The 23549-nt window shown below is 40.1% G+C and carries 25 protein-coding genes; 18 read left to right on the top strand and 7 right to left on the bottom strand.

The window, feature by feature from the left end; translation table 11 throughout:
- Positions 1–2: 2 nt before the first annotated feature.
- The 7 genes from cheR (at position 3) to PMI_RS08095 (ending at position 8381) form a co-directional block, all read left to right on the top strand.
- Positions 3–893 (top strand): protein-glutamate O-methyltransferase CheR, encoded by an 891-nt coding sequence (cheR, locus tag PMI_RS08125; protein WP_004243555.1) that lies wholly within the window; start codon positions 3–5, stop codon positions 891–893.
- Positions 886–1938, top strand: coding sequence for a protein-glutamate methylesterase/protein-glutamine glutaminase (locus PMI_RS08120; RefSeq protein WP_004243552.1), 1053 nt, complete (start codon positions 886–888; stop codon positions 1936–1938). Before cheR ends, PMI_RS08120 begins: the two co-directional genes overlap by 8 nt.
- A 59-nt stretch (positions 1939–1997) precedes the next feature.
- Entirely contained in the window at positions 1998–2387 is a 390-nt protein-coding gene (cheY, locus tag PMI_RS08115) for a chemotaxis response regulator CheY (protein ID WP_004243551.1), read from the top strand.
- Positions 2388–2396: 9 nt separating this feature from the next.
- On the top strand, positions 2397–3053 hold the full coding sequence (gene cheZ / locus PMI_RS08110; protein ID WP_004248348.1) for a protein phosphatase CheZ: 657 nt from the start codon (positions 2397–2399) through the stop codon (positions 3051–3053).
- Between the two features lie 428 nt (positions 3054–3481).
- Positions 3482–4630 (top strand): flagellar biosynthesis protein FlhB, encoded by a 1149-nt coding sequence (gene flhB / locus PMI_RS08105; protein ID WP_004243547.1) that lies wholly within the window; start codon positions 3482–3484, stop codon positions 4628–4630.
- Complete coding sequence (gene flhA, locus PMI_RS08100) at positions 4623–6713, top strand: flagellar biosynthesis protein FlhA (protein ID WP_004243546.1); 2091 nt, start codon at positions 4623–4625, stop codon at positions 6711–6713. Before flhB ends, flhA begins: the two co-directional genes overlap by 8 nt.
- A 411-nt stretch (positions 6714–7124) precedes the next feature.
- Entirely contained in the window at positions 7125–8381 is a 1257-nt protein-coding gene (locus PMI_RS08095; RefSeq protein ID WP_041707094.1) for a two-partner secretion domain-containing protein, read from the top strand.
- A gap of 168 nt (positions 8382–8549) precedes the next feature.
- Here PMI_RS08095 and PMI_RS08090 read toward each other — a convergent pair whose 3' ends face one another.
- From PMI_RS08090 to flgA, 3 genes are all read right to left on the bottom strand, one after another.
- The gene (locus PMI_RS08090; protein WP_004248343.1) at positions 8550–8990 is read right to left on the bottom strand and encodes a flagella synthesis protein FlgN; all 441 of its coding nucleotides are present in this window, start codon (positions 8988–8990) and stop codon (positions 8550–8552) included.
- An 11-nt stretch (positions 8991–9001) separates the two neighbouring features.
- On the bottom strand, positions 9002–9301 hold the full coding sequence (gene flgM, locus PMI_RS08085) for a flagellar biosynthesis anti-sigma factor FlgM (protein ID WP_004248342.1): 300 nt from the start codon (positions 9299–9301) through the stop codon (positions 9002–9004).
- Between the two features lie 676 nt (positions 9302–9977).
- A complete protein-coding gene (gene flgA / locus PMI_RS08080) occupies positions 9978–10634 on the bottom strand; it encodes a flagellar basal body P-ring formation chaperone FlgA (protein WP_012368060.1) in 657 nt (218 codons plus the stop codon).
- 209 nt (positions 10635–10843) lie between these two features.
- Here flgA and flgB point away from each other — a divergent pair, with 209 nt between their 5' ends.
- From flgB to flgL, 11 genes are all read left to right on the top strand, one after another.
- Positions 10844–11257, top strand: a complete 414-nt coding sequence (gene flgB, locus PMI_RS08075) for a flagellar basal body rod protein FlgB (RefSeq protein WP_004243538.1) — start codon at positions 10844–10846, stop codon at positions 11255–11257.
- 5 nt (positions 11258–11262) lie between these two features.
- The gene (gene flgC, locus PMI_RS08070; RefSeq protein ID WP_004243537.1) at positions 11263–11667 is read left to right on the top strand and encodes a flagellar basal body rod protein FlgC; all 405 of its coding nucleotides are present in this window, start codon (positions 11263–11265) and stop codon (positions 11665–11667) included.
- A 12-nt stretch (positions 11668–11679) separates the two neighbouring features.
- Positions 11680–12474, top strand: coding sequence for a flagellar hook assembly protein FlgD (locus PMI_RS08065; RefSeq protein WP_012368059.1), 795 nt, complete (start codon positions 11680–11682; stop codon positions 12472–12474).
- A gap of 28 nt (positions 12475–12502) precedes the next feature.
- Entirely contained in the window at positions 12503–13723 is a 1221-nt protein-coding gene (gene flgE / locus PMI_RS08060) for a flagellar hook protein FlgE (protein WP_004243535.1), read from the top strand.
- A 21-nt stretch (positions 13724–13744) separates the two neighbouring features.
- The gene (locus PMI_RS08055) at positions 13745–14500 is read left to right on the top strand and encodes a flagellar basal body rod protein FlgF (protein ID WP_004248338.1); all 756 of its coding nucleotides are present in this window, start codon (positions 13745–13747) and stop codon (positions 14498–14500) included.
- Between the two features lie 19 nt (positions 14501–14519).
- Positions 14520–15302 carry a flagellar basal-body rod protein FlgG gene (gene flgG / locus PMI_RS08050; RefSeq protein ID WP_004243533.1) on the top strand — a complete coding sequence of 261 codons (783 nt, stop codon included), beginning with the start codon at positions 14520–14522 and terminating at the stop codon, positions 15300–15302.
- Between the two features lie 62 nt (positions 15303–15364).
- Positions 15365–16108 (top strand): flagellar basal body L-ring protein FlgH, encoded by a 744-nt coding sequence (locus PMI_RS08045; RefSeq protein WP_012368058.1) that lies wholly within the window; start codon positions 15365–15367, stop codon positions 16106–16108.
- Positions 16109–16122: 14 nt separating this feature from the next.
- A complete protein-coding gene (locus tag PMI_RS08040) occupies positions 16123–17229 on the top strand; it encodes a flagellar basal body P-ring protein FlgI (RefSeq protein WP_004250775.1) in 1107 nt (368 codons plus the stop codon).
- Complete coding sequence (flgJ, locus tag PMI_RS08035; RefSeq protein ID WP_004243530.1) at positions 17229–18215, top strand: flagellar assembly peptidoglycan hydrolase FlgJ; 987 nt, start codon at positions 17229–17231, stop codon at positions 18213–18215. The genes PMI_RS08040 and flgJ overlap by 1 nt, the downstream gene beginning before the upstream one ends.
- Positions 18216–18333: 118 nt before the next feature.
- Positions 18334–19977 (top strand): flagellar hook-associated protein FlgK, encoded by a 1644-nt coding sequence (gene flgK, locus PMI_RS08030; protein ID WP_004248337.1) that lies wholly within the window; start codon positions 18334–18336, stop codon positions 19975–19977.
- A gap of 25 nt (positions 19978–20002) precedes the next feature.
- Positions 20003–20947, top strand: coding sequence for a flagellar hook-associated protein FlgL (flgL, locus tag PMI_RS08025; RefSeq protein ID WP_004243527.1), 945 nt, complete (start codon positions 20003–20005; stop codon positions 20945–20947).
- 312 nt (positions 20948–21259) lie between these two features.
- Here the strand turns inward: flgL and fliR are convergent, their stop codons facing one another.
- Genes fliR through fliO form a run of 4 tightly spaced genes read right to left on the bottom strand, consistent with a single transcriptional unit; the run spans position 21260 to position 23548 of the window.
- Positions 21260–22042 (bottom strand): flagellar biosynthetic protein FliR, encoded by a 783-nt coding sequence (gene fliR, locus PMI_RS08020; protein ID WP_004243525.1) that lies wholly within the window; start codon positions 22040–22042, stop codon positions 21260–21262.
- Positions 22043–22047: 5 nt separating this feature from the next.
- The gene (fliQ, locus tag PMI_RS08015; RefSeq protein ID WP_004243524.1) at positions 22048–22317 is read right to left on the bottom strand and encodes a flagellar biosynthesis protein FliQ; all 270 of its coding nucleotides are present in this window, start codon (positions 22315–22317) and stop codon (positions 22048–22050) included.
- 14 nt (positions 22318–22331) lie between these two features.
- Positions 22332–23102, bottom strand: a complete 771-nt coding sequence (gene fliP, locus PMI_RS08010; RefSeq protein WP_004248331.1) for a flagellar type III secretion system pore protein FliP — start codon at positions 23100–23102, stop codon at positions 22332–22334.
- Positions 23102–23548, bottom strand: a complete 447-nt coding sequence (gene fliO, locus PMI_RS08005) for a flagellar biosynthetic protein FliO (protein ID WP_004243522.1) — start codon at positions 23546–23548, stop codon at positions 23102–23104. The genes fliP and fliO overlap by 1 nt, the downstream gene beginning before the upstream one ends.
- Position 23549: the final 1 nt, after the last annotated feature.

Here is a 23549-nt window from a genome sequence, read left to right as displayed (position 1 = left end):
TAATGAAACGTAATGTTACTGAAGAATTGCCAGATATCGCTGCTCAACCGTTAGATTTTTTTTCTGAACGGTTTATGTTGTCCGATGATCAGTTTCAATCAATCTGCCAATTGATTTATCAAAAAGCAGGTATTGTGCTGACTAACAACAAACGGGAAATGGTTTATAACCGTCTCACGAGGAGGTTACGTGAATTACGGATGAATAACTTTGGTGACTATCTTGCGTTTCTAAAAAGTGATGTATGCAACCCTGAATGGCAAGAGTTTATTAATGCGTTAACCACAAACTTAACTGCATTTTTTAGGGAAGCACATCACTTTCCTATTTTGGCTAAACACGCCAAAAACAGGGCAGGAGGAGTTTACCGAGTATGGTGTGCTGCCGCATCTACTGGAGAAGAGCCTTATTCAATAGCGATGACTTTGCGCGATGTTTTTGGGGATAACCCCTATAAAACAAAAATTATTGCCAGCGATATCGACACTAATGTGTTGGAAAAAGCCCGTAAAGGTGTTTATCGACTGGAAGAGTTAAAAACGTTAAACGAAGAATATTTGAAAAAATATTTTCTCAAAGGTGTTGGTGATTTTGCCGGATACGTGAAAATTAGACCACAAGTAAGTGAAATGGTCACTTTTCAGTATTTGAATTTACTTGACAAGCAGTGGAAATTAGAAGGGCCATTTGATGCGATTTTTTGTCGTAATGTCATGATTTATTTTGATAAAACGACACAGCAAAGCTTACTTCATCGATTTATACCATTGCTTAAACCCGATGGAATGTTGTTTGTAGGGCATTCTGAAAATGTGAGCCAACTAAGCAAGGATTTTTACTTGCAGGGGCATACGGTTTACGGGCTGACACCAGCAAGGAGAGGTTATGAATAAAATAACGGTACTCTGTGTTGATGATTCGGCGTTAATGCGCCAGATCATGCGAGAAATAATTAATAGTCACCATGATATGGAGGTCGTTGATTGTGCGCCAGATCCGATAGTCGCTCGTGACTTAATAAAAAAGTTTAATCCACAGGTATTGACGTTAGATGTTGAAATGCCACGCATGGATGGTATTGATTTTTTGGAAAAATTAATGCGCTTACGCCCTATGCCAGTGGTGATGGTTTCATCACTCACAGCCAAAGGTTCAGAAGTGACATTAAAAGCATTAGAACTGGGGGCGGTTGATTTTGTCACTAAACCTCAGTTAGGTCTACGTGAAGGAATGTTGGCCTACAGTGAACTTATTGCAGAAAAAATTCGAGCAGCGGCTCAGGCAAGAATTAGTCGTCATGAAACGAAAACATTACCGTCTAAGTCGTTATCATTTACTCCCATGATTTCGAGTGAAAAGTTAATCGCTGTTGGTGCTTCAACAGGGGGCACCGAGGCTATTCGTCATTTTTTAGAGCCATTACCTATTACCAGTCCTGCAGTATTAATAACCCAACATATGCCGGCGGGGTTTACCCACTCATTTGCAGAGCGGTTAAACCGTTTATGCCAAATCAGTGTGAAAGAAGCTGAAGATGGAGAAAGGGTTTTACCTGGACACGCCTACATCGCACCGGGTGATTATCATATGGAGCTTCGTCGTAATGGTGCTAATTACCAGATCCATATAAATAAAGATCCTGCGGTAAATCGGCATCGACCTTCTGTTGATGTGCTATTTAATTCGGTTGCTAAATATGCGGGGCGTAATGCTATTGGTGTCATTTTAACAGGGATGGGCAGTGATGGTGCTACAGGTTTATTAGCAATGCGTCGTGCAGGTAGCTACACATTTGCACAAGATGAAGCAAGCTGCGTCGTCTTTGGGATGCCTCGTTCCGCGGTCGAATTGGGAGCCGTAGATGAGGTAAAAAGTATAAGCTCAATGAGTAAAGCCGTGCTGATGAAAATCAGCACAACACAATCATTGCGTATCTGATTAAGTTCAGTTTAAACAGCAACACAGTAATTTGCCAATATATTTTGAAGGAGTTTTCAATGGCAAGTAAGGATCTGAGATTTTTAGTGGTTGATGATTTTTCAACAATGCGCCGCATCGTTCGTAATTTACTAAAGGAGTTAGGATTTATGAACGTAGAAGAAGCAGAAGATGGTGCTGACGCGTTAGCCAAGTTACAGAGTTCGGCATATGATTTTGTTATCACCGATTGGAATATGCCCAATATGGATGGGTTAGAGTTGCTGAAGAATATTCGTAGTGACGCAGGGCTTGCAACGCTTCCCGTTCTGATGGTGACCGCCGAAGCGAAAAAAGAAAATATTATTGCTGCTGCGCAATCAGGAGCAAGTGGATATGTTGTTAAACCTTTTACTGCAGCCATTCTTGAAGAAAAACTCAATAAAATTTTTGAAAAACTGGGCATCTAAGGAGTCGCAATGAGTGGGGATCCAATTATGCCGAAAGATAATGTCGAAATAACGTCAGATATTATCAGTCGGATCGGACAATTGACGCGTATGTTACGCGACAGTTTGCGAGAATTAGGATTGGATAAAGCAATAGCAGAAGCAGCAGAAGCCATTCCTGATGCAAGGGAAAGATTGGACTATGTTGCTCAAATGACCGCTCAGGCAGCTGAGCGTACATTAAATTGTGTGGAAGCTGCGCAACCAAAACAGGATGAGTTAAGTAGTCATGCAACTAAGTTAACTGAACGCTGGGATCAATGGTTTGAGCATCCTGAAGATCTCAAAGATGTACGCTCTCTTGTAACGGATACCCGCAATTATTTGCGGGATATCCCTGAAAGTGCGGCTTTTACAAATAGCCAATTACTTGAAATTATGATGGCGCAAGATTTCCAAGATTTAACAGGCCAAGTGATTAAACGTATGATGAGTGTGGTTCAAGAAATTGAAAAACAACTTGTTATGGTATTAATGGAAAATCTGCCACCAGAGCAACTTGAAAAATCCAATGCGAAAAAAGAGACTGATTCATTATTAAATGGCCCACAAGTCAATAAAAACAATGCTGGTGTGATTAAGAATCAAGATCAGGTTGATGATTTACTGGAAAGTTTAGGTTTCTAATCTATTGGTGAGTTTAGGGCGATAAGGACATAACTGGCTTGCAGGAGGCATTCGCTCTATCTCTGCTCTTTGAGGATGTTCTATTTTATGGATAAAAAACAACCAAAAAACAGGTTAATAGCGCAGGCTATTGAAGAAAATGTAAGCCGCTTTATCTAAGCGGCTTTTGTTTGATGGTGAGAAATACACGCTTTTACCTTATATTCACCATAGAATTATTCTTGCGATAAACCCTCCATATTTGCACCAAATAAATATGTTGTTTCAAAGGTGATGTGTAAGTAGCACACTTTTTTGCTGTTTATACCTTCATAGCCCAAAAAGCCCCGTAAATTTGCGATTGTTCAACCCATCAATTTCTTCTGAATTTGTCATGCTAAGAGACATTTCATTCAGGCTTTAATCTAATTATCTAAATCGGACAGACTGTGGCTGAAGATAGCGATCTCGAAAAGACAGAAGAACCCACTCCCCATAAACGGGAAAAAGCGAAAAAGGATGGGCAAATTGTTCGTTCCAAAGAGCTTTCGTCCGTATTAATGATTTTAGGGGGCGTCAGTCTACTGTGGATGAGTGGGCGTTTTATCACTCGTGAGCTTTATGCCATGTTAACGGAAGGTTTTACTTTTAATCACCACATAATCGGCAACGAGAATTTATTGATCCCCCGTTTTGCCAGTTTAATGAAACAGGCTGTATTTGCGTTATCGCCAGTGTTTCTAGGCTTGGTCTTAGTGGCAATTGGTGGTTCAGCCGTATTGGGGGGGATTAATTTTAGTAGCAAATCTATCAAGTTTGATCCGAAAAAATGGAACCCTATTTCTGGCTTAAAACGTATTTTTTCAATGAATGCGTTAGCTGAATTATTTAAAGCGATTTTAAAATCACTCTTTGTCGGCTTAGCCGCAACGGTTTTCTTATGGCACAACTGGAACGATATTCTTCATTTGATCACGCTTCCTCCTTTAAGTGCTTTAGCTAATGCGATGCAACTGCTTATTTTTGCGGTCTATATTGCGGTTTTTATGCTTATCCCGATGGTGGCATTCGATATTATTTTTCAAATTCGTAGCCATTTGAAAAAGTTACGCATGACACGCCAAGAAATCAAAGACGAATTTAAACAACAAGAGGGTGATCCGCAATTAAAGGCGCGTATTCGCCAACAACAACACGAGATGTCGCGGCGACGAATGATGGCAGATGTGCCAAAAGCAGATGTCATTGTCACTAACCCAACGCATTACGCGGTTGCTTTGCAATATAACGACAAAATGGTTGCCCCAAAAGTACTTGCTAAAGGAGCGGGCGCCATTGCCTTAAAAATTAAAGAAATTGGTGCTGAACATCGAATTCCGCTTCTAGAAGCGCCACCGCTTGCTAGGGCGTTATATCGTCACAGTGAGATAGGACAGGCTATTCCTGCAACACTCTATGCCGCTGTTGCAGAAGTTTTAGCTTGGGTCTATCAACTGAGACGATGGAAAACCGAAGGTGGTTTAAAACCTAAACAACCTATGAACTTGCCAGTGCCTCCCGCACTGGACTTTGCTGGAGAAGATAATCGTCATGGCTAATTTGGCCTCATTACTCCGCTTGCCGGGAAATTGGAAAAGTTCTCAGTGGCAGATACTGGCAGGGCCAGTACTTATTTTGCTTATACTGTCAATGATGGTACTGCCATTGCCACCTTTTCTATTGGACTTATTGTTTACCTTTAACATTGCCCTTTCTATCATGGTGCTATTAGTGGCCATGTTTACTAGGCGCACATTGGACTTTGCTGCCTTTCCTACAATACTCCTGTTCACTACATTGTTACGCTTATCGCTTAACGTTGCATCAACACGTATTATCTTGATGGAAGGACATACAGGTTCAGCAGCTGCAGGGCGTGTTGTTGAAGCTTTTGGTCATTTCCTCGTAGGTGGCAATTTTGCTATCGGTATCGTTGTCTTTATCATTCTTATTCTGATTAACTTTATGGTTATCACCAAAGGTGCAGGGCGTATTGCTGAAGTAGGCGCACGCTTTGTATTAGATGGGATGCCGGGTAAGCAGATGGCTATCGATGCTGATTTAAATGCTGGGATCATAAACGAAGAAGAAGCTAAAAAACGTCGTAAAGAAGTCTCGCTTGAGTCTGACTTTTATGGATCTATGGATGGTGCAAGTAAATTCGTCCGAGGGGATGCGATTGCCGGCTTAATGATCTTGGTAATAAACGTCGTTGGTGGTTTAGTGGTCGGTGTTGCACAACATAATATGGCACTTAACGATGCGGCAAGCACTTATACCTTATTAACTATCGGTGATGGGCTAGTGGCTCAAATTCCAGCACTGATTATATCAACAGCGGCAGGTGTTATTGTTACTCGCGTTGCAACCGATGAAGATGTCGGTCAACAAATGGTGACGCAACTCTTTGATAACCCTCGTGTACTGATGCTAACTGCGGGTGTTTTAGGATTGCTGGGGTTAGTACCAGGTATGCCAAACTTTGTTTTCCTCTTCTTTACGGCTGCATTAGCAGGATTAGGATGGTATATCTTAAAACGTCATAGCAGTCCTCAAGTGCAACAACAAAAAGAGTTGGAACAAGTTGAAAAACAAAATCGGGTTGTTGAAGCCTCTTGGGAAGATGTGCAATTAGAAGATCCGCTGTCAATGGAAGTAGGTTATCGTCTTATTCCCATGGTCGACAATCGCCAAAATGGTGAATTGTTAGGTCGAATTAGTGGTATTCGCAAAAAGTTTGCACAAGAAATGGGGTATTTACCTCCTGTTGTACATATTCGCGATAATATGGAAGTAAAACCTTCCTCCTACCGCATTTTAATGAAAGGGGTAGAAATCGGCCATGGCGAAGCTCATCCTGGGCGTTGGTTGGCCATAAACCCCGGTAATGCAGTAGGAACGCTAGAAGGTGATAACACTCAAGAGCCGGCATTTGGTTTACCTGCAGTATGGATTGATGACAGTTTAAGAGAGCAAGCACAAGTACAAGGCTATACGGTTGTGGCGGCAAGTACAGTGATTGCAACACATTTTAATCATGTACTTAACCAATACGCATCAGAGTTATTTGGTCGCCAAGAAGCGCAAATGCTATTTGATAGGGTAAGCAAAGAACTACCGAAAATGACGGAAAATATGATCCCCGATATGCTGTCATTAACGGTGTTACATAAAGTATTGCAAAACCTGTTGGCAGAGCAAGTGCCTATTCGCGATATGAGAACCATATTAGAAGCACTAGCAGAGCATGCACCTGAGCAAAAAGATCCGGCAGAATTAACGGCGGTAGTTCGTGTTGCATTACGCAGGGCGATAACACAACACTGGTTTGGTGATAAAGAAGAGATACAAGTTATTGGATTAGATGCGGGACTAGAGCGTCTATTATTACAAGCGATGCAAAGTGGGGGGGGATTAGAGCCTGGCCTTGCTGAAAACATTGAACAACAAGCCTTAGATGCGGTACGCCGTCAAGAGATGTCAGGGGGCGTGCCAGTACTCTTGGTTAACCATGCACTACGTTCGCTGTTATCGCGCTTTTTACGCCGTAGCTTGCCACAGTTAGCGGTATTATCAAATATGGAAATTAGCGAAGGTCGTCATATTCGTATGACATCAATGATTGGTGGACAAAATCATTAATTATTAATCATTGATAAAAATCTACTAAAACCACTAAATCATCATTTAGTGGTTTTTTTTAGTTTAAACAAGAAGAATATAAGTAATTGTTCTATATATAGAATATGTTTTAAATAAAAGCAATATTAAACATGGATATGGTGAGATTTATTTTGATAAAGAAGCTTATAGAATAATAGAAAGAAAATTAAATATTAATAGCTTGTTTGGTAATAGGGCTGTTTATATATCTTATTATTAATATATAAAAATATTATTTGTATTTTTTAATATGAATACTTAATCATTAATATATTATTTATATGTTTTTTTAAATGCTTTGTCTATATGTTTTTTATATGGATTTTTTTTTAAATTAATTGTTCCTTGTGCTAATTATGATAATCAGTTTTAAAACCAAAGGAAATGTCCATGAAAAAAAACGCTCTATTTACTGTCTCACTGTTATCTGTATTTATTTCATTATCTTGCTATGCTTATCAAGATGTTATTTTACATTCTGATTCATTATCAGATGCAAAAGTATCTATTAATGATGACACAGGGAAAACACAAATTGAAGTGATAAATACTAATCAAGATGGTACCGCCCATATCTATTATAATCGTCTTGATGTTGGTAATTTGGGTTTATCATTAAAAAATAATGCTGAAGCAGAATTAATTATTAATGAGGTTGTTTCTAAAGATTTTTCAATTCTGAGAGGTGAGCTTGAGTTACAAGGAAAAAAGGCAACAGTGGTTATAGCTAATCCTAATGGAATTTCTTGTCGTGATTGTTCTTTCTCTGGAATTAATGATATTAAACTAATTGCAGGTAGCAGTACAGGGAAATTTTCTAAGACATTCACTATAGCAGATATAGGTTCTAGTGTTGTTTTTGATATGAGAAATAAATTAGATAAAAATGAACATATGCATATTAATCGAAATTATAAAGATATTTCATCTGGAATGATAAATATTATCTCTAATAATGTAGACTTGATTGACGGTGATTTAAATGCTGAATATATTCGTTTTGATATGGGGTTAAGTGAGTTTAATCTTGGAGCTAAAAATGATTATAATAAACACAGCCATTTTTTGTTAAGGACAGAGGCAGGAATAAATAGTCGATATTTAATAATAAAATCAAAACAGGGTAACGTTTATAATCATGGTAATATAAATACTTTGTCACTAAATCATGAGTCTTATAGCTTAATTAACACAGGAAACATAGATATAAATCAAGATGATAATTTATATAGAACAGCTTATGATGGGACGAAACAATCAAAAGTAATGGTTTATCAATATTCTTCTGTTCTTAATAATTCATCATTTAATGTTAAAGATAGTATTCTATTTATGAAAGCGGATAGGTTGCTTTTAGATAGAACATTTAATATTGATGATAGTTATTTATATGGAAGAGTAGGAACCATAGGAATAGGTAATATATCATTGTCGTATAATAGTGTTTTTCATATCCTCGCTGAGGATAGTATATTTCTTGGTGGTAAAATCCAGGGGGATGGTCGTATTATATTACAATTAAATGATGATAAAGTTGATATTGAAGGTAAAAACTTGTTAATAGGAACAGAGGAATTAAGATTAGAGGGGGGAACAAAATATAAATTAGGTAGATCAACGATTATAGATTATAGTAAATACAAATAAGGCTATTTTAATTTAAAATATAATTCTTATTATTACTATCGATTTAAATCCTAACGCTAATTCAATATTTATCTGAAGGTTGTTACATATAAATCAATATATTAAACAAAACACTCCCTGTATTATATTGAAATAATACAGGGACTATTCTTTAATTATAAAAGATAATTATATTTGTATTTTTCGCCCAGCTAATATTGAACGCTGTGCTTGTCCATCTGCACCATAAAGTGTTGGGCTATGATTTTTCTGTAGAAAATGTAGCGTTTCACTATTGCGAGTAATATGTTGCTCTAACAATAAGCCATTGTGTTGATTAAGATGTTTTAACTCTTCCGTTAGATCAACCAGTTGTCCCCATAAATCAGCTAAAAAAGGCTGTCCTTGATAGGGTCTATCAATACCAACTTGTTTACTGAGTATTTGACGTTTTTGATCGGTATGACCTAGAGCTGTTAATACAAAATTCTTCTGTTCAGTTAGTTCATGCAGCTTATTGATATCAATACTTCCTGCACATAATAACTGTTGCTCAGCACGTAAAATACCCGCAATGGTATTGAGCTGTGATAACTGAAGATCTAAGGTCTGGCGGAGTTCTTCCATCATAATCTTTAATATTATTTAGTTATGCTTTCAGCAGCTTCTCGGAAAAGTGCTTCCGCAATTTTGCTGCTGTCCATTGTTAATGTTCCATCGGCAATCGCTGCTTTTAAACGGGCAACTTTTTCGACATTGATGTCTTGATTGCTAGGTTGAACTAATTTTTTCTGTGCTTCACTTAGTTTCACAGAAGTATCACCCGCCATTGCTTTTGTTTGCGTATTACCGGTTTTTCGTGCTTCTTGGGCACCTTCATTAAGGTTACGCTGAGAAATGGCCGTGATTGGGATAAGTGGATTTGTGCGTTCAATACTCATAGGAAAATCCTTTGTTAGGCATCAATTAATCGTCAGATGAAGCCATTGTAAACAACCTATGTGTTTTCGCCTATCATCTTGTAGTTTTATATCGGCAGTGTAGATATAAACTTTAATGTTATCTTACTCGTCATACTTCAAGCTGTAGCGTTGTTGGCGTCACTCATTCGCACTAGTCACATACTTATGTATGCTCCTAGCGACTCATTCGCTAGCCGCCTAGCTACAACTTGAATTATTTAGAGTATTTTTTCGTCATACTTCAAGCTGTAGCGTTGTTGGCGTCACTCATTCGCACTAGTCACATACTTATGTATGCTCCTAGCGACTCATTCGCTTGCCGCCTAGCTACAACTTGAATTATTTAGAGTATTTTCTCGTCATACTTCAAGCTGTAGCGTTGTTGGCATCACTCATTCGCACTAGTCACATACTTATGTATGCTCCTAGCAACTCATTCGCTTGCCGCCTAGTTATAACTTGAATTATTTAGAGTATTTTCTCGTCGTACTTCAAGCTGTAGCGTACTCATTAGCACTAGTCTACAAGCAGCGTTTTTATTCAACTTATAGTGCAAGAGAGTTTACCTTGCCTTGCTATCATTAAAACGGTTAACAAGTCATTTAATATAGGCTTATTCTGCTTATCGTTACCTTTAATTGTTATCTTTAATGTATTACAAGGGGATACGTACAGAGCCATTTTCCAGCGCTTCACCAGTAATAATTTGCCCTGATTTGACCCGTATACGAATACTTTCATTGGCAACGGCATTGTTAATCGCTTTTCCTTCATAACGGATTTGAAAGTGATCACCTTGTGCAAAAACCGTTACAGTCTGCCCCGCTAAAATGGCCCAAGGGCGACGAACCATAGTTGATGTTATTGGTTTTTCGGTCGCAATATGGCGCATAGCAATGGCATTTTTAATAAAAACAGCATCTCTTAACACGTCATAAGGTAGCTTTTCTAAATCTCCTTTTATGATCTTAATCGAAGATGTTGTTATTACATCATCACGATTAATCTCTTTTTTAGCGACTAAATATTGTCCATAAACACTCACATCTACTTGTATAAAACGACGTTGATTATCGCACTGAATAGGGATAGAAAGACGTCCCCAATTGCGAGAGCCTGCATGCTGTAGGATTTCTTGTTGTTGGCAATGTGGCCATTTATCCTCTGGGGTTAAAACGGTTACGGTGACTTTATCGTCTTTGTGGTGGCGCGTTTGGAAAAATTGCTGTAGCGCTTCGGGTAGGGGATTGGCTATACCGCTATTTACTATAAAGAAAAAAGAAATAACACCGATAAACGTTCTAACAGACATAGTTTGTATCACCTTATAAAGTTTATGCTAATGGTGTGGTTAAACTTATTTAGCCAAAATAGTGTACATCCTCTTCACATACCTTAAACGCATAAATAGCAATTCAATTTACCCCTATTCCTCCAATCATCTTTTTTTTGAGCGTTTATTCTGTTAACTGAAATTGTTTTATCAGCTGAGGTGAGTGGTTTAGCCACCAAGGATAGAAGATGCTCGATAAATTAGAAAATACGTTTCATTTTCAACAAGAAGCGCTTTCACTACGTAATAAACGCCAAGAAATTTTGGCGGCAAATATTGCTAATGCTGATACGCCAGGCTTCCAAGCTCGGGATATTGATTTCGCGGCTGAGTTGAAAAAAACCATGGAAAACGGGCGTACTGGTAGTCATGGATTGCAACTGACAATGACATCAGAACGCCATATTCCTATTAAGCCGGGTTATCGCTTAGAGGCTGATTTGCTTTATCGGGTTCCTCATCAAACATCGATGGATGGTAACACGGTCGATATGGATATGGAACGGAGTAATTTTGCCGATAATAGCGTTAAATATCAGGCAGATGTGACATTTATTAACTCTCAAGTTAAAAGCATGATGGCTGTATTGCAACAAGGATAAAGAGTATGTCTTTATTTAGTATTTTCGATATTTCAGGTTCTGCACTTTCAGCACAATCACAACGTTTAAACGTCAGTGCAAGTAATATGGCCAACGTAGATAGCGTTGTGGGGCCTGATGGTGAACCTTACCGTGCAAAACAAGTGGTTTTCCAAGTGAATGCGCCAGCGGGTCAAGATATTGGTGGTGTTCATGTTACGCAAGTAGTGGATGATCCGACACCCTTTCGTATGGAATACCAGCCAGGAAATCCATTTGCAGATGAAAAAGGCTATGTGCGTAAGCCTAATGTCGATGTAGTCGGTGAAATGATCAACACTATTTCGGCGTCAAGAAGTTATCAGGCTAACGTTGAAGTGATGAATACAGCGAAATCGCTGATGCAAAAAACGCTAATGATAGGTCAATAGGGAGAATAAATTGTGGGTATTTCTGCCTCAATGAATGAACCTACTGATAATACCATTATCGGGGAAGCGCCTTCATCCTACCACACTAAAAAAGGGGGGAGTGATGATATTAAAGGTAATTTCCTGACGTTGCTTATCACGCAGATGCAAAACCAAGATCCCACCAATCCAATGCAGAATAATGAGTTAACGTCACAGTTAGCACAGATTTCTACGGTTGAAGGGATAGAGACGCTAAATAAAACAGTCAATACCATTGTTGGCCAAATTGACCAAAGTCAGGCATTACGTGCTACCTCATTGGTTAATCATATGGTGATGATTGCCGGTAATGAAATCAGCGTTGATAAGATTAATAATGGTGAAAACGCTGGATCTGATACAGATATAGATACAGATACAACACCTGATACTCAATTAGATAAGTTACCTGCATCTACTGATGCGACAGATAATGAAAATATCTTCTCCAGCGCCTTTGGTTTTGAATCCTTTAGTCCAATAGATACGCTTACAGTCAATATTACTGATAGTAGTGGGGCTAAAGTTCGCACGATCGAAATGAATTCAAAAATTCTGCCGGATGTTTATCACTTCTTTTGGGATTGCACGGATGATGATGGTAATAAAGTTCCTACTGGAAAATATCAATTTACAGTAAATGCCACATTTAATGATGCGCAAGTCCCAGTAAAAACACTTAAAAGTGCGGTAGTCAATTCCGTTTCTATGAAAGAGGGAAAACCTCATCTTGATGTTGGCCTCGGTGTCATCGTTTCATTGGACGAAATTCGTAAAGTTTTTTAATCAACATTAATTCAATAATGGAGGGCGCATGTCCTTTTCTCAAGCAGTCAGTGGTTTAAATGCAGCAGCCGCTAATTTAGATACTATTGGTAATAATATCTCAAACTCTGCAACCTACGGTTTTAAGGGGGCAACAGTCTCTTTTGCCGATGTTTTTGCCGGCTCTGGTGCAGGGCTTGGTGTAAAAGTATCAGGCATTAGCCAAAACTTTAAAGATGGTAGTATCACTACTACTAACCGCCCAACCGATGTGGCGATTTCTGGTGGTGGTTTCTTCCGTATTGAAGATAGTAACGGTGGCGTTTTCTATTCACGTAATGGTGAATTTGGCAAAGATAAAAACGGCTATCTCACTAATATGCAAGGTATGCGTATTACAGGTTATCCAGTACAAAACGTAGACGGTAAAAATGTGGTACAAAAAGGGGCAACACCAACGCCTATCATTATTCCTACCGATATGATGAATGCAAGTGCAACCGATAAAATGGATATGACGGTTAACTTGAATTCAGCTGAAGAGGCTATCGATCAAACAACACATAAATTTGATCCCAAAGATAACGATTCTTATAACTTTAGTACTAACGTGACAACCTACGATAGCTTAGGTAATGAACATAACCTGAACTTATTCTTTGTTAAAACCAAAGATAACGAATGGAGTGTTTATGCTCAAGACACCACAACAGGTGAGCCAGCACAAGATCTGGGTAAATTAGTTTATAAGGATAACGGGGTATTAGATGAAACAGCACCTAAGCTGAAAAACTTTACTACCGTTGCTTATAAAGGTTCACAACCCATGGATATGGAAATGAACTTTAGTGGTAGTACGCAGCAAAAAGTCGCTGAATCAAGTGTCTCTAAACTCGCGCAAAATGGTTATCAAGCAGGGGAATTTACCAATTTCCGTATTGAGCCAGATGGTTCCATTATGGCGACCTACTCAAACCAACAAAGCCAAGTGGTTGGTCAAATCGCATTAGCTAACTTTGCCAATCCTGGTGGCTTAAGTTCACAAGGTGACAATATGTGGTCTGAAACCAATGGTTCAGGCTCACCCATTGTTGGTGTGGCAGGCTCTGGCGTATTCGGTAAATTAACCAACAATGCCTTAGAAGCCTCTAACGTAGATATGAGCCAAGAGTTAGTTAACATGATTGTTGCTCAACGTAACTATCAATCTAATGCGCAGACTATCAAAACTCAGGATCAGATCCTGCAAACACTAGTTAGCATGCGCTAATAACGCAGGAAATCATCTGTTATGGATCATGTGATTTATACCGCGATGGGCGGTGCCAGACACTCAATGGAAAACCAAGCTGTCGTGGCGAACAATTTAGCAAATGCATCAACACCAGGGTTTAAAGCGCAACTTAGTGCGATGCGAGCCGTACCTATCAATGGCGAAACCTTACCGACGCGTACACTTACCGTCGCGTCAACGCCCGGTAGTGATCAGCGTCAGGGAACGATGAATTACACCGGCAGACCGATGGACGTTGCGTTAAGTGATAATGGCTATTTGGCTGTTCAACTTGAAGATGGTACGCAAGCGTATACCCGAAACGGCAATATTGAGCGTAACGCTGATGGCATGTTGATGGTACAAGGCCGTCTTTTGATGGGCGATAATGGCGCAATTGAAGTGCCACCACAAGCGGAAATTAGCATTGCTAATAACGGCATTGTCACGGCTCATGTCCCTACCGATCCACCAAAAATGCTAGGGCAAATTGGTCGCCTAAAAATGGTGAAGCCAGAACAAAATGATTTGGTACGAGGCGATGATGGTCTATTTCACCTATCACCTCAAGGTACAGCACGAGTGGGTGAAACGTTACCTGCGGACGATAACGTCAAAGTCCTTGCTGGTGTATTAGAAGGTAGCAACGTCAATCCTGCTGAAGCTATGGTCGATATGATTGCCAATGCCCGCCGTTTCGAAATGCAAATGAAGGTGATCCACAGTGCAGATGATAATGCGCAGCGCGCTAACCAATTGCTATCAATGAGTTAAATAGTGTAAGGGGAAAACCATGATCCGTTCTTTATGGATTGCTAAAACAGGGTTGGATGCACAACAAACTAACATGGATGTGATTTCCAACAACCTCGCAAACGTCAGCACAAATGGTTTTAAACGCCAGCGTGCGGTTTTTGAGGATTTACTCTATCAAACTATTCGTCAACCGGGAGCGATGACATCCGAGCAGACGAATGCGCCTTCTGGTTTACAAATTGGTACTGGTGTTCGCCCAGTGGCGACAGAACGTTTACATAGCCAAGGTAATTTAGCCCAAACTAATGGTACGCGTGATGTTGCTATCAAAGGGCAAGGTTTTTTCCATGTTCAATTACCTGATGGTACGGATGCTTATACTCGCGATGGCTCTTTTCAAATGGACCAAAATGGGCAACTAGTGACCTCCAGTGGCTTTCAAATCGTCCCAGCGATTATTTTGCCAGAAACCGCTAAAAAGGTGATGGTAGGTCGTGATGGTATTGTCAGTGTGGAGATTGAAGGATCGCCTGCACCTCAACAAGTAGGGCAATTAACCCTCACCACATTTATTAATGATAGCGGGTTAGAAAGTGTTGGGGAAAATCTGTACTTAGAAACAGCCAGCTCCGGAGCACCTACTGAGAATGCGCCGGGTATTAACGGTGCGGGCTTGTTATATCAGGGATATGTTGAAACCTCTAACGTTAATGTCGCGGAAGAATTGGTCAATATGATCCAGACTCAGCGTGCTTATGAAATTAATAGTAAAGCGATTTCAACTTCTGATCAGATGTTACAGAAACTCACGCAACTCTAATTTCGTTGATTCATTAGCCTGACAGAATTTCTGTCAGGCGTATTACTAAAAGAGTATCGAAGATGGATACAAAGGTCATTACTGACAATTCTGGGGCAAGTAAGCTTAGTGTCAGATGGCGTCGTCATCAACGTTTAGGTACCGCCCTGTTGGTACTGACACTAGCAGGGTGCGCTCAGATACCGGAAAAACCATTGGTTGAAGGACACACCACGGCAATACCTACTGCGCCTACCACACCAGCACCTAATGGCTCTATTTTTCAGGCTACTCAGCCGGTTTATTTTGGTTATCAGCCATTATTTGAAGATAGGCGACCGCGAAATATTGGCGATACATTGACTATCACCTTGCAAGAAAATGTCAGTGCCAGTAAAAACTCGTCGGCGAATGCCAGTCGCAATGGTAAAGCCGGTTTCCTTGCTTCTATCACACCAAGGTTCTTAGAAGGATTATTAGGGAATAGCCGTACTGATATGGGCATGGAAGGAAACAGTGAGTTCGGTGGTAAAGGTGGTGCTAATGCAAATAACACCTTTAAAGGCACCATTACGGTAACGGTTGATCAGTTATTGGCAAATGGCAATCTACACGTTGTGGGTGAAAAACAAATTGCGATAAACCAAGGCACTGAATTTATTCGATTTTCAGGCGTTGTGAATCCGCGCACTATCAGTGGCTCAAACACGGTCAATTCAACCCAAGTTGCTGATGCGCGTATTGAATATATCGGAGACGGTTATATTAATGAAGCGCAATCCATGGGATGGCTACAACGTTTCTTCTTAAATGTATCACCTTTTTAACGAGTAGGGTCTAGATGAAAAAATTAGCGATTAGCCTTTTCTTTATCGTGATGACATGTGTCGGCTTTTCTGCCCATGCCGAACGGATCAGAGATCTTACTTCGGTTGAAGGGGTAAGAGAAAATGCGCTGATTGGTTATGGTTTGGTTGTCGGCCTCGATGGTACGGGTGACCAAACCATGCAAACACCTTTTACCACGCAAAGTCTAAATAACATGCTCTCACAATTGGGGATCACCGTACCTGCGGGCACCAATATGCAGTTAAAAAACGTCGCGGCAGTGATGGTGACAGCAAAACTACCTCCTTTTGGTCGTACTGGGCAATCTATCGATGTGGTTGTTTCTTCATTAGGTAATGCCAAAAGTTTACGAGGTGGTACGTTACTGATGACCCCACTTAAAGGGGTAGATAGTCAGGTTTATGCGGTAGCCCAAGGGAACATTGTTGTCGGTGGCTCTGGTGCTTCTGCGGGAGGCAGTAGCGTAAAAGTCAATCAATTAGCGGGTGGACGTATTAGTAACGGTGCCATTATTGAGCGTGAGTTACCTTCTCAGTTTGGTCAAACGGGATTATTAAACTTACAGCTTAACGAAGAAAACTTCACGCTAGCACAAAGTATTGCTGATGCGATTAATAAACTACGAGGGGTAGGAACGGCTCTTCCTCTTGATGCCCGTACGGTGCAATTACGTGTACCTCTTGGTAAAAGTGAACAAGTTCGTTTCTTAGCAGATGTGCAAAACCTTGAGGTAAAACGAGTTATTGCTGATGCTAAAGTGATTATCAATGCAAGAACAGGTTCCGTTGTAATGAACCGTGATGTGGTATTAGGTAGCTGTGCCATCGCACAAGGCAACTTATCTGTTACGGTAGATAGCCAAGTGAATGTGAGTCAACCGAATACCCCCTTTGCAGGTGGCAGTACGGTTGTGTCACGTAATACGAGTGTTAATGTCAATGAAAAGGGTGGTTCATTACAAAAAGTCAACGCCAGTGCTAGCCTCAATGAAGTGATCCGTTCACTCAATGCGCTAGGTGCGACCCCAACAGATCTCATGTCGATATTACAAGCGATGGAAAGTGCGGGTTGTTTACGGGCGAGATTGGAGATTATCTGATGAAAGAGTTATCTCTGCTTTCTTCAATGCCGAATATTTCAACGCCGGCATATGATAGTAACGCATTGAATAAACTTAAATATCAGGTTGGACAAAATGCCGATCAGCAAGGACTGCGCCAAGTGGCGCAGCAACTTGAGGGGGTTTTTGTGCAAATGATGTTAAAAAGTATGCGTGAAGCTATTCCACAAGAGAGTATGTTCAATTCAGAAAGCACTAAAATGTACACCTCTCTTTATGATCAGCAAATTGCTCAAGATTTATCCAAAAAAGGCTTGGGGTTTGCTGACATGATTGAAAAACAACTGTCAGCTAAAGTAACGATGGAACCGAGCGAACTGGCCGGTAAAACGCCGATGCCATTAGACAGCAGTGATATTTTTCAATCAATGCCAACACAAGCATTAGGCCAGCTCTATCGTGCGATGCAACCGTTACAAAATGCAGTTGAAAGTACGGTAGGCAAGTTAAAAGGATTGTCTGAAAGTAGCGCTTCTTTTGCCGCTAAATTGTTAGGGCCTGCTAAACAAGCGACACAAGGTACAGGTATTCATCATCTTTTAGTTGTAGCACAAGCGGCACTAGAATCTGGCTGGGGTAAACGAGAAATTTTAACGGGTGATGGAAAACCGAGCTACAACCTGTTTGGTATTAAAGCGGGGCGTTATTGGAAAGGGCCTGTCACTAATATTATGACAACGGAAGTGATTGACGGTAAATCGATCAAGATGCGTGATAATTTCCGTGTCTACGGCTCTTATGTGGAGGCTATCCAAGATTATCTAAGATTGCTTACGGAAAGCCCGCGCTATGCCAAAGTACCGCAAGCCAAAACACCAGAACAGGCTGCTTATCATATTCAAGAAGCCGGTTATGCAACCGATCCGGGGTATGCCAAAAAACTTGTTTCTATTATAGGGCAATTAAAGGGACAGGGTGAGCAAGTTGCGAAAACTTATACGCATGATTTAAGTGAACTCTTTTAACTATTCTCCCCTCAAGTTTAGGGGGGAATAACCGATAACAAATAGCAGAGCATCCATATCAATTGCCTAGTTATGCTCCGAACATACAGGAGATGACTAAACGTAAAAGGATAGACAAATGTCCAACAATTTAATTAATACAGCGATGAGCGGGCTTAATGCAGCACAAGCTGCGATGAGCACAATTAGTAATAATATCGCTAACCAAAAAGTAAATTGGTATAACCGTCAAATGACCGTATTTAATGAAAACGGTGGCACGATGACCAGTAATGGTTATATTGGAAATGGTGTTAATGTGAGTCGTATTCATCGCGAATATAATGAGTTCCTTGCGGGGCAAATGAATCGTGCGGTAACAAAACAGAGTGCTTTAAATAGCTATAACAAAAATATCTCGCAAATAAATAATTTATTAGCGGATAAAGGCAATGATGTTTCCAGTGCAATTGATGACTTCTTTACTAGCTTACCTAATGTAACGAACAATGCGGAAGATAACCCAGCTCGTACCACCATACTGGGTAAAGCGGAAGCAATGGTGAATATGTTTAATAAAGCGGATCAATCATTGCGCGATCTCGAAAAAGACATTAATAGCCAAGTCACTAATACCACTAAGAATATTAATGAATATTCCAAGCAGATAGCTAAATTAAATCAAGAAATTAGCCGCTCCCAAGGTTTTAATGGTGCCGAGCCTAATGATCTACTCGACCAACGCGACCGTTTAATTCAAGAGCTAAATACGCTGGTTGATGTACAAGTGACCCAACAAGACGGCGGATTTGTTAATGTCAGCTTTGCCAATGGTCTTCCTCTTGTTGCGGGGACGCGCTCTTATGAAGTCTCTGCTATTCCTTCCAGTAAAAACAGTGAACGCCTTGTTGTTGGTTATAGCAACGGTATTGATGAAGTCCGTGAAGTTGATGCTAAACGTATTAATGGCGGTGAATTAGGTGGCGCTTACCGTAGCCGTAATGAAGTATTAGATGCAAGCCGAAATCAATTAAACCAATTAGCTTTAGTGTTGGGCGATCAATTTAATAAACAACATGAGCAAGGTTTTGATTTAAACGGCGATAAAGGTGATAAGTTCTTCAACCTAGGTGGGGCACATACCATGCCTAATGGTAAGAACAAAGGTGATGCGACTTTTGATGTCAAATACACTGACACAAGAGAAGTTAAAGCTGCGGATTATACGGTTAAGTATGAAGGTGGTAAATGGAATGTCACTGTAGAGCCGGGGAATCGTAAATTTACAGCAACACCTAATGCAACAACGGGTGAATTAGAATTCGAAGGAATGAGCATCAAAGTCAATGGAGCTGCACAAGAGGGCGATTCTATCGTTGTTCAATCTGTAGGCAACGTGATTGCAGGAATGAGTGTTGCAATCAGCGATCCAAGCAAAATAGCTGCCGCGGGTACAAAAGACTCTGGACCTAGTGATAATGAGAACATGAAAAAATTGTTCGAATTACCCGATGAAAAACTTATCGATGGTAAAGCAACAATTGCTGGTGGTTATGGCTCACTAATAAGTATGGTGGGTAATAAAGTGAATACTGCGCAAGTTGATTATGATGCGCAAAATGCGATCACCAGCAGTATTTTAACACAGCAACAATCGGTTTCAGGGGTCAACTTGGATGAAGAATACGGCGAAATGTATCGTATCCAAGAGTATTACATGGCAAATGCAAAAGTTATTCAAACTGCAAATACCATGTTTGATGCGATTATGCAGGTCTTATAAACCCTCTTTGATTAAGGAATAAATCGTGCGTTTAAGTTCAAATCAAATTTACACTCAGCGAGTGGATAATATTACTAGCTCGCAAAGTAGATGGATGACAGAAGGGAATAAAATTTCCAGTGGTCGACGTGTTGAAAAACCTTCTGATGATCCGATGGCGGCCTCACAAGCGGTAATGGTTAAGCAATCTGAAGCGCGTAATCAGCAATATGCGACAGCACGTGGATTTGCTAAAAACAGCATGTCATTGCAAATGAGCCTTTCAAGCCAAATGGTCAATATCACCACAAAAATTCAAGAAACATTAGTGGCTGCCGGTAATGATGGCGCATTAAGTGATGAAGATCGTGCCTCTCTTGCGGAACAATTAAGTGGTTTAAAAGATCAGTTAGTGGGGATTGGCAATACGAAAGATGGTGTTGGACGTTATGTTTTTGCTGGTTTCCAAACAGATAAACCACCTTTTGTTGCAGACAAAACGGGTAAAATCACCTATCAAGGTGGAGACAAGCAAATTACTCAAAAAGTTGATAGCAATATTGAAATGGTATCCAACTTTACAGGGATAGAAACGTTACAATCATCGGGAGGAAAAGGCACAGAGCCAGATATTTTTAATGCCTTAGATGAAGCCATCAGTGCACTACGTGAACCTCTAGTTGGAAAACCACAAGCTGATCGTGATGCTGCATTAGATAAGATTAATACGGCTAACCGTGTTAATCGCGCCACATTAAATAATATTTCTAGTGTGGAAGCTAAATTAGGTTTACAGCTTCAAGAACTTGATAATTTAGATGATTTAGGTGCAGATACCTCATTAAGAAATGCTAAACGCTTAAGTGAGTTACGTGACTTAGATTGGACACAAGCAATTTCAGATTATTATCAAGAAGAGTCGGTATTACAGGCATCTTATAAAGTCTTTAATGACATGAAAGAGATGTCGATGTTTAAGATGTATCGTTAATTTAGTCGTAATAGTAAATAGCATCTTATTCTATAAAATAAGCGATTATCCCTTGATATTTATCAGGGGATTTTTTTATCTGTAACGAATGAAGTCAGTACAAGGTTTATGCATGACTTTAGTCGCAGTAGCAGTAAGTGCCCGTGCTGATCCTTTAGCACGAATATTAAGTTATCTAGCTGACTTTATTCATCACTGGTTTATAGCAAATGATATATTAATTGTGGAATAAACAAAACAAGTGACAAAAAGCAGATTAAATTTAATTAGCCAATGGAAAAATAGATAACACAATCTCAATCATCAGTTTTTTCAAGAAACTAATTGCTGCAATATTAAGGTAATACGATTGAATGTATCGCTAAAGACACGCTCAGTAAACACAGGTAATGCTGGCATAATCAGTGATAACGCCAACATACCGATCGTGAGGGTAAGAGGGAAACCGACCACAAAAACAGAAAGTTGTGGTGTCATACGGTTTAAAATACCTAATGAAAGGTTGAGTACTAATAGTAGAGTAATTAATGGCATGGCTAACATCATCCCGTTAATAAATATAGTGCCACCACTTTGTACTAAAGTAAGGATACCCAATGAATTAAAGGTCTGATTTCCAATAGGAACAACATAGAAAGTATCTGCTAATACTGATAACAGCCATAAATGCCCATCAAACACCATAAAAAGCAACATGGTTAACATGTTAAAGATACGAGCAAGAATAGGCATATTCGGGCCACCTGAAGGATCGACGAAAGTCGCAAATGACAGCCCCATCTGTAAACCAATCACTTCTCCTGCATGACGTACAGAAGCAAAAGCTAACTGCATAGATAAGCCTAAAATTGTGCCAATTAAAATTTGTTGGATCAGTACCCAAAAAGCCATGATAGAAAAGAGAGGTACTTGACTTTGCGGTAGCCCTGGTGCAATTAACGCCGTGGTTAAAAAGGCGAGTCCAATACGAAATTTTTTAGGTGTCTGTTTTTCACTAAACAAAGGCGCGGTACTAAAGAGTGCCAAAATACGCACAAATGGCCAGAAAAAATCACTGATGTAGCCATTAAGTATTTCACTGGTCAAGGTTATCATTGTTATTAGCCAATCATTCCTGGAATGCCAGTAAATAAGTTATGCATATAGTCTAATAACAAACTGAGCATCCACGGGCCTGCGACTAAAATAGCCGCTAATACAGCAAGGATCTTAGGAATAAACGACAGTGTCATTTCGTTTATTTGTGTTGCTGCTTGCAGCATGCTTATTACTAAACCGGTAACCAGTGCAGACAATAATAGAGGTCCAGCAAGGGATAAGGCAATTTTCATCGCTTCCGTTCCTAATGCTAAAACAGATTCAGGCGTCATAAAGAACCTCTTTGCTAGTTAAAAAAGCTTTGAGCCAATGAGCCAAGTATTAACTGCCAGCCATCGACTAATACAAATAACATGAGTTTAAAAGGCAGTGAAACGGTGGCGGGTGGCACCATCATCATACCGAGTGCCATCAAGACGCTGGCAACCACTAAGTCTATGATGAGAAAAGGGATAAAAATCATAAAACCAATTTGAAAAGCGGTTTTTAGCTCACTGGTAATATAAGCAGGGACTAAAATTCGCATAGGTACGCTATCGCGTGTTTCAAATGCGGGGGCATCAGCAAGACGAGCAAAAAGTGCAAGATCGGTTTCGCGCGTTTGTTGCATCATAAACTGGCGCAGTGGTTGTGAGCCATTATCGAGTGCTTGTTCAAAAGTGATTTTATCTTCACTAAAAGGGAGATAAGCATCTTGATAAATTTTATCAAACACCGGTGCCATAATAAAAAATGTCATAAATAGCGCAAGACCCAGTACCACTTGGTTAGGGGGAGCAGAAGGTGTACCTAACGCATTACGCAATAAACCCAGCACAATGATAATCCGAGTAAAACTCGTCATCATCAGTAATACGGCGGGAATAAAACCTAGGGCTGTGATAAAAATCAGTGTTTGTACTGGCAATGACCAGCTTTGGCCACCTCCCGGTAATGGGTGTGAAATAACACTGGGGAATTGAGCAAACGCATGGCTTGGCAATAGTGACAAAATAAGGACACTAGCGAAGAGAGGCCAGCGCTTTAATGCGTTAAAATAAGAGACACACTGATGCATTATGAGTTGCCTTTATCTCGCTTTAGCGTTTTTTGTAATAATTGAATAAATAACGGTGAAGAAGGTGGTATAGGCGCTTCCTGCGAGGCATGATTAGGAATGGGTAAGGTGTGTAACAGATTAATCTGCGATGCCGTAACCCCTAATACAAGCCATTCCTGCTCGATTTCAACAACGACAACACGCTCTTTGGTACCTAATGAACAGCTCGCTTTAACCGTGAGTTGTGCTTGATTAGCTTTAAATGTACCGCGAGCAAAGCCAAAACGGCGGAAAAGCCACATTGCAACAATAATCAGTACAATAATACCCGCAAGCGCGGTGCTGACTTGCACAAGGCTTTGTCCAACGGGTAAAGGTTGCGCCGGTGTTTGGATAGTTTGCGTTGTGGCGGGTGCGGCAGTATTAACCGCACCTTGGCTGGAAAAGGAAGGGATCTGTTCCATA

The sequence above is a fragment of the Proteus mirabilis HI4320 genome, assembly GCF_000069965.1.
Classification (GTDB): Bacteria; Pseudomonadota; Gammaproteobacteria; order Enterobacterales; family Enterobacteriaceae; genus Proteus; species Proteus mirabilis.
Note: the sequence above shows the minus strand (reverse complement) of the source record. Positions and strands in the feature narration are given on the sequence as shown.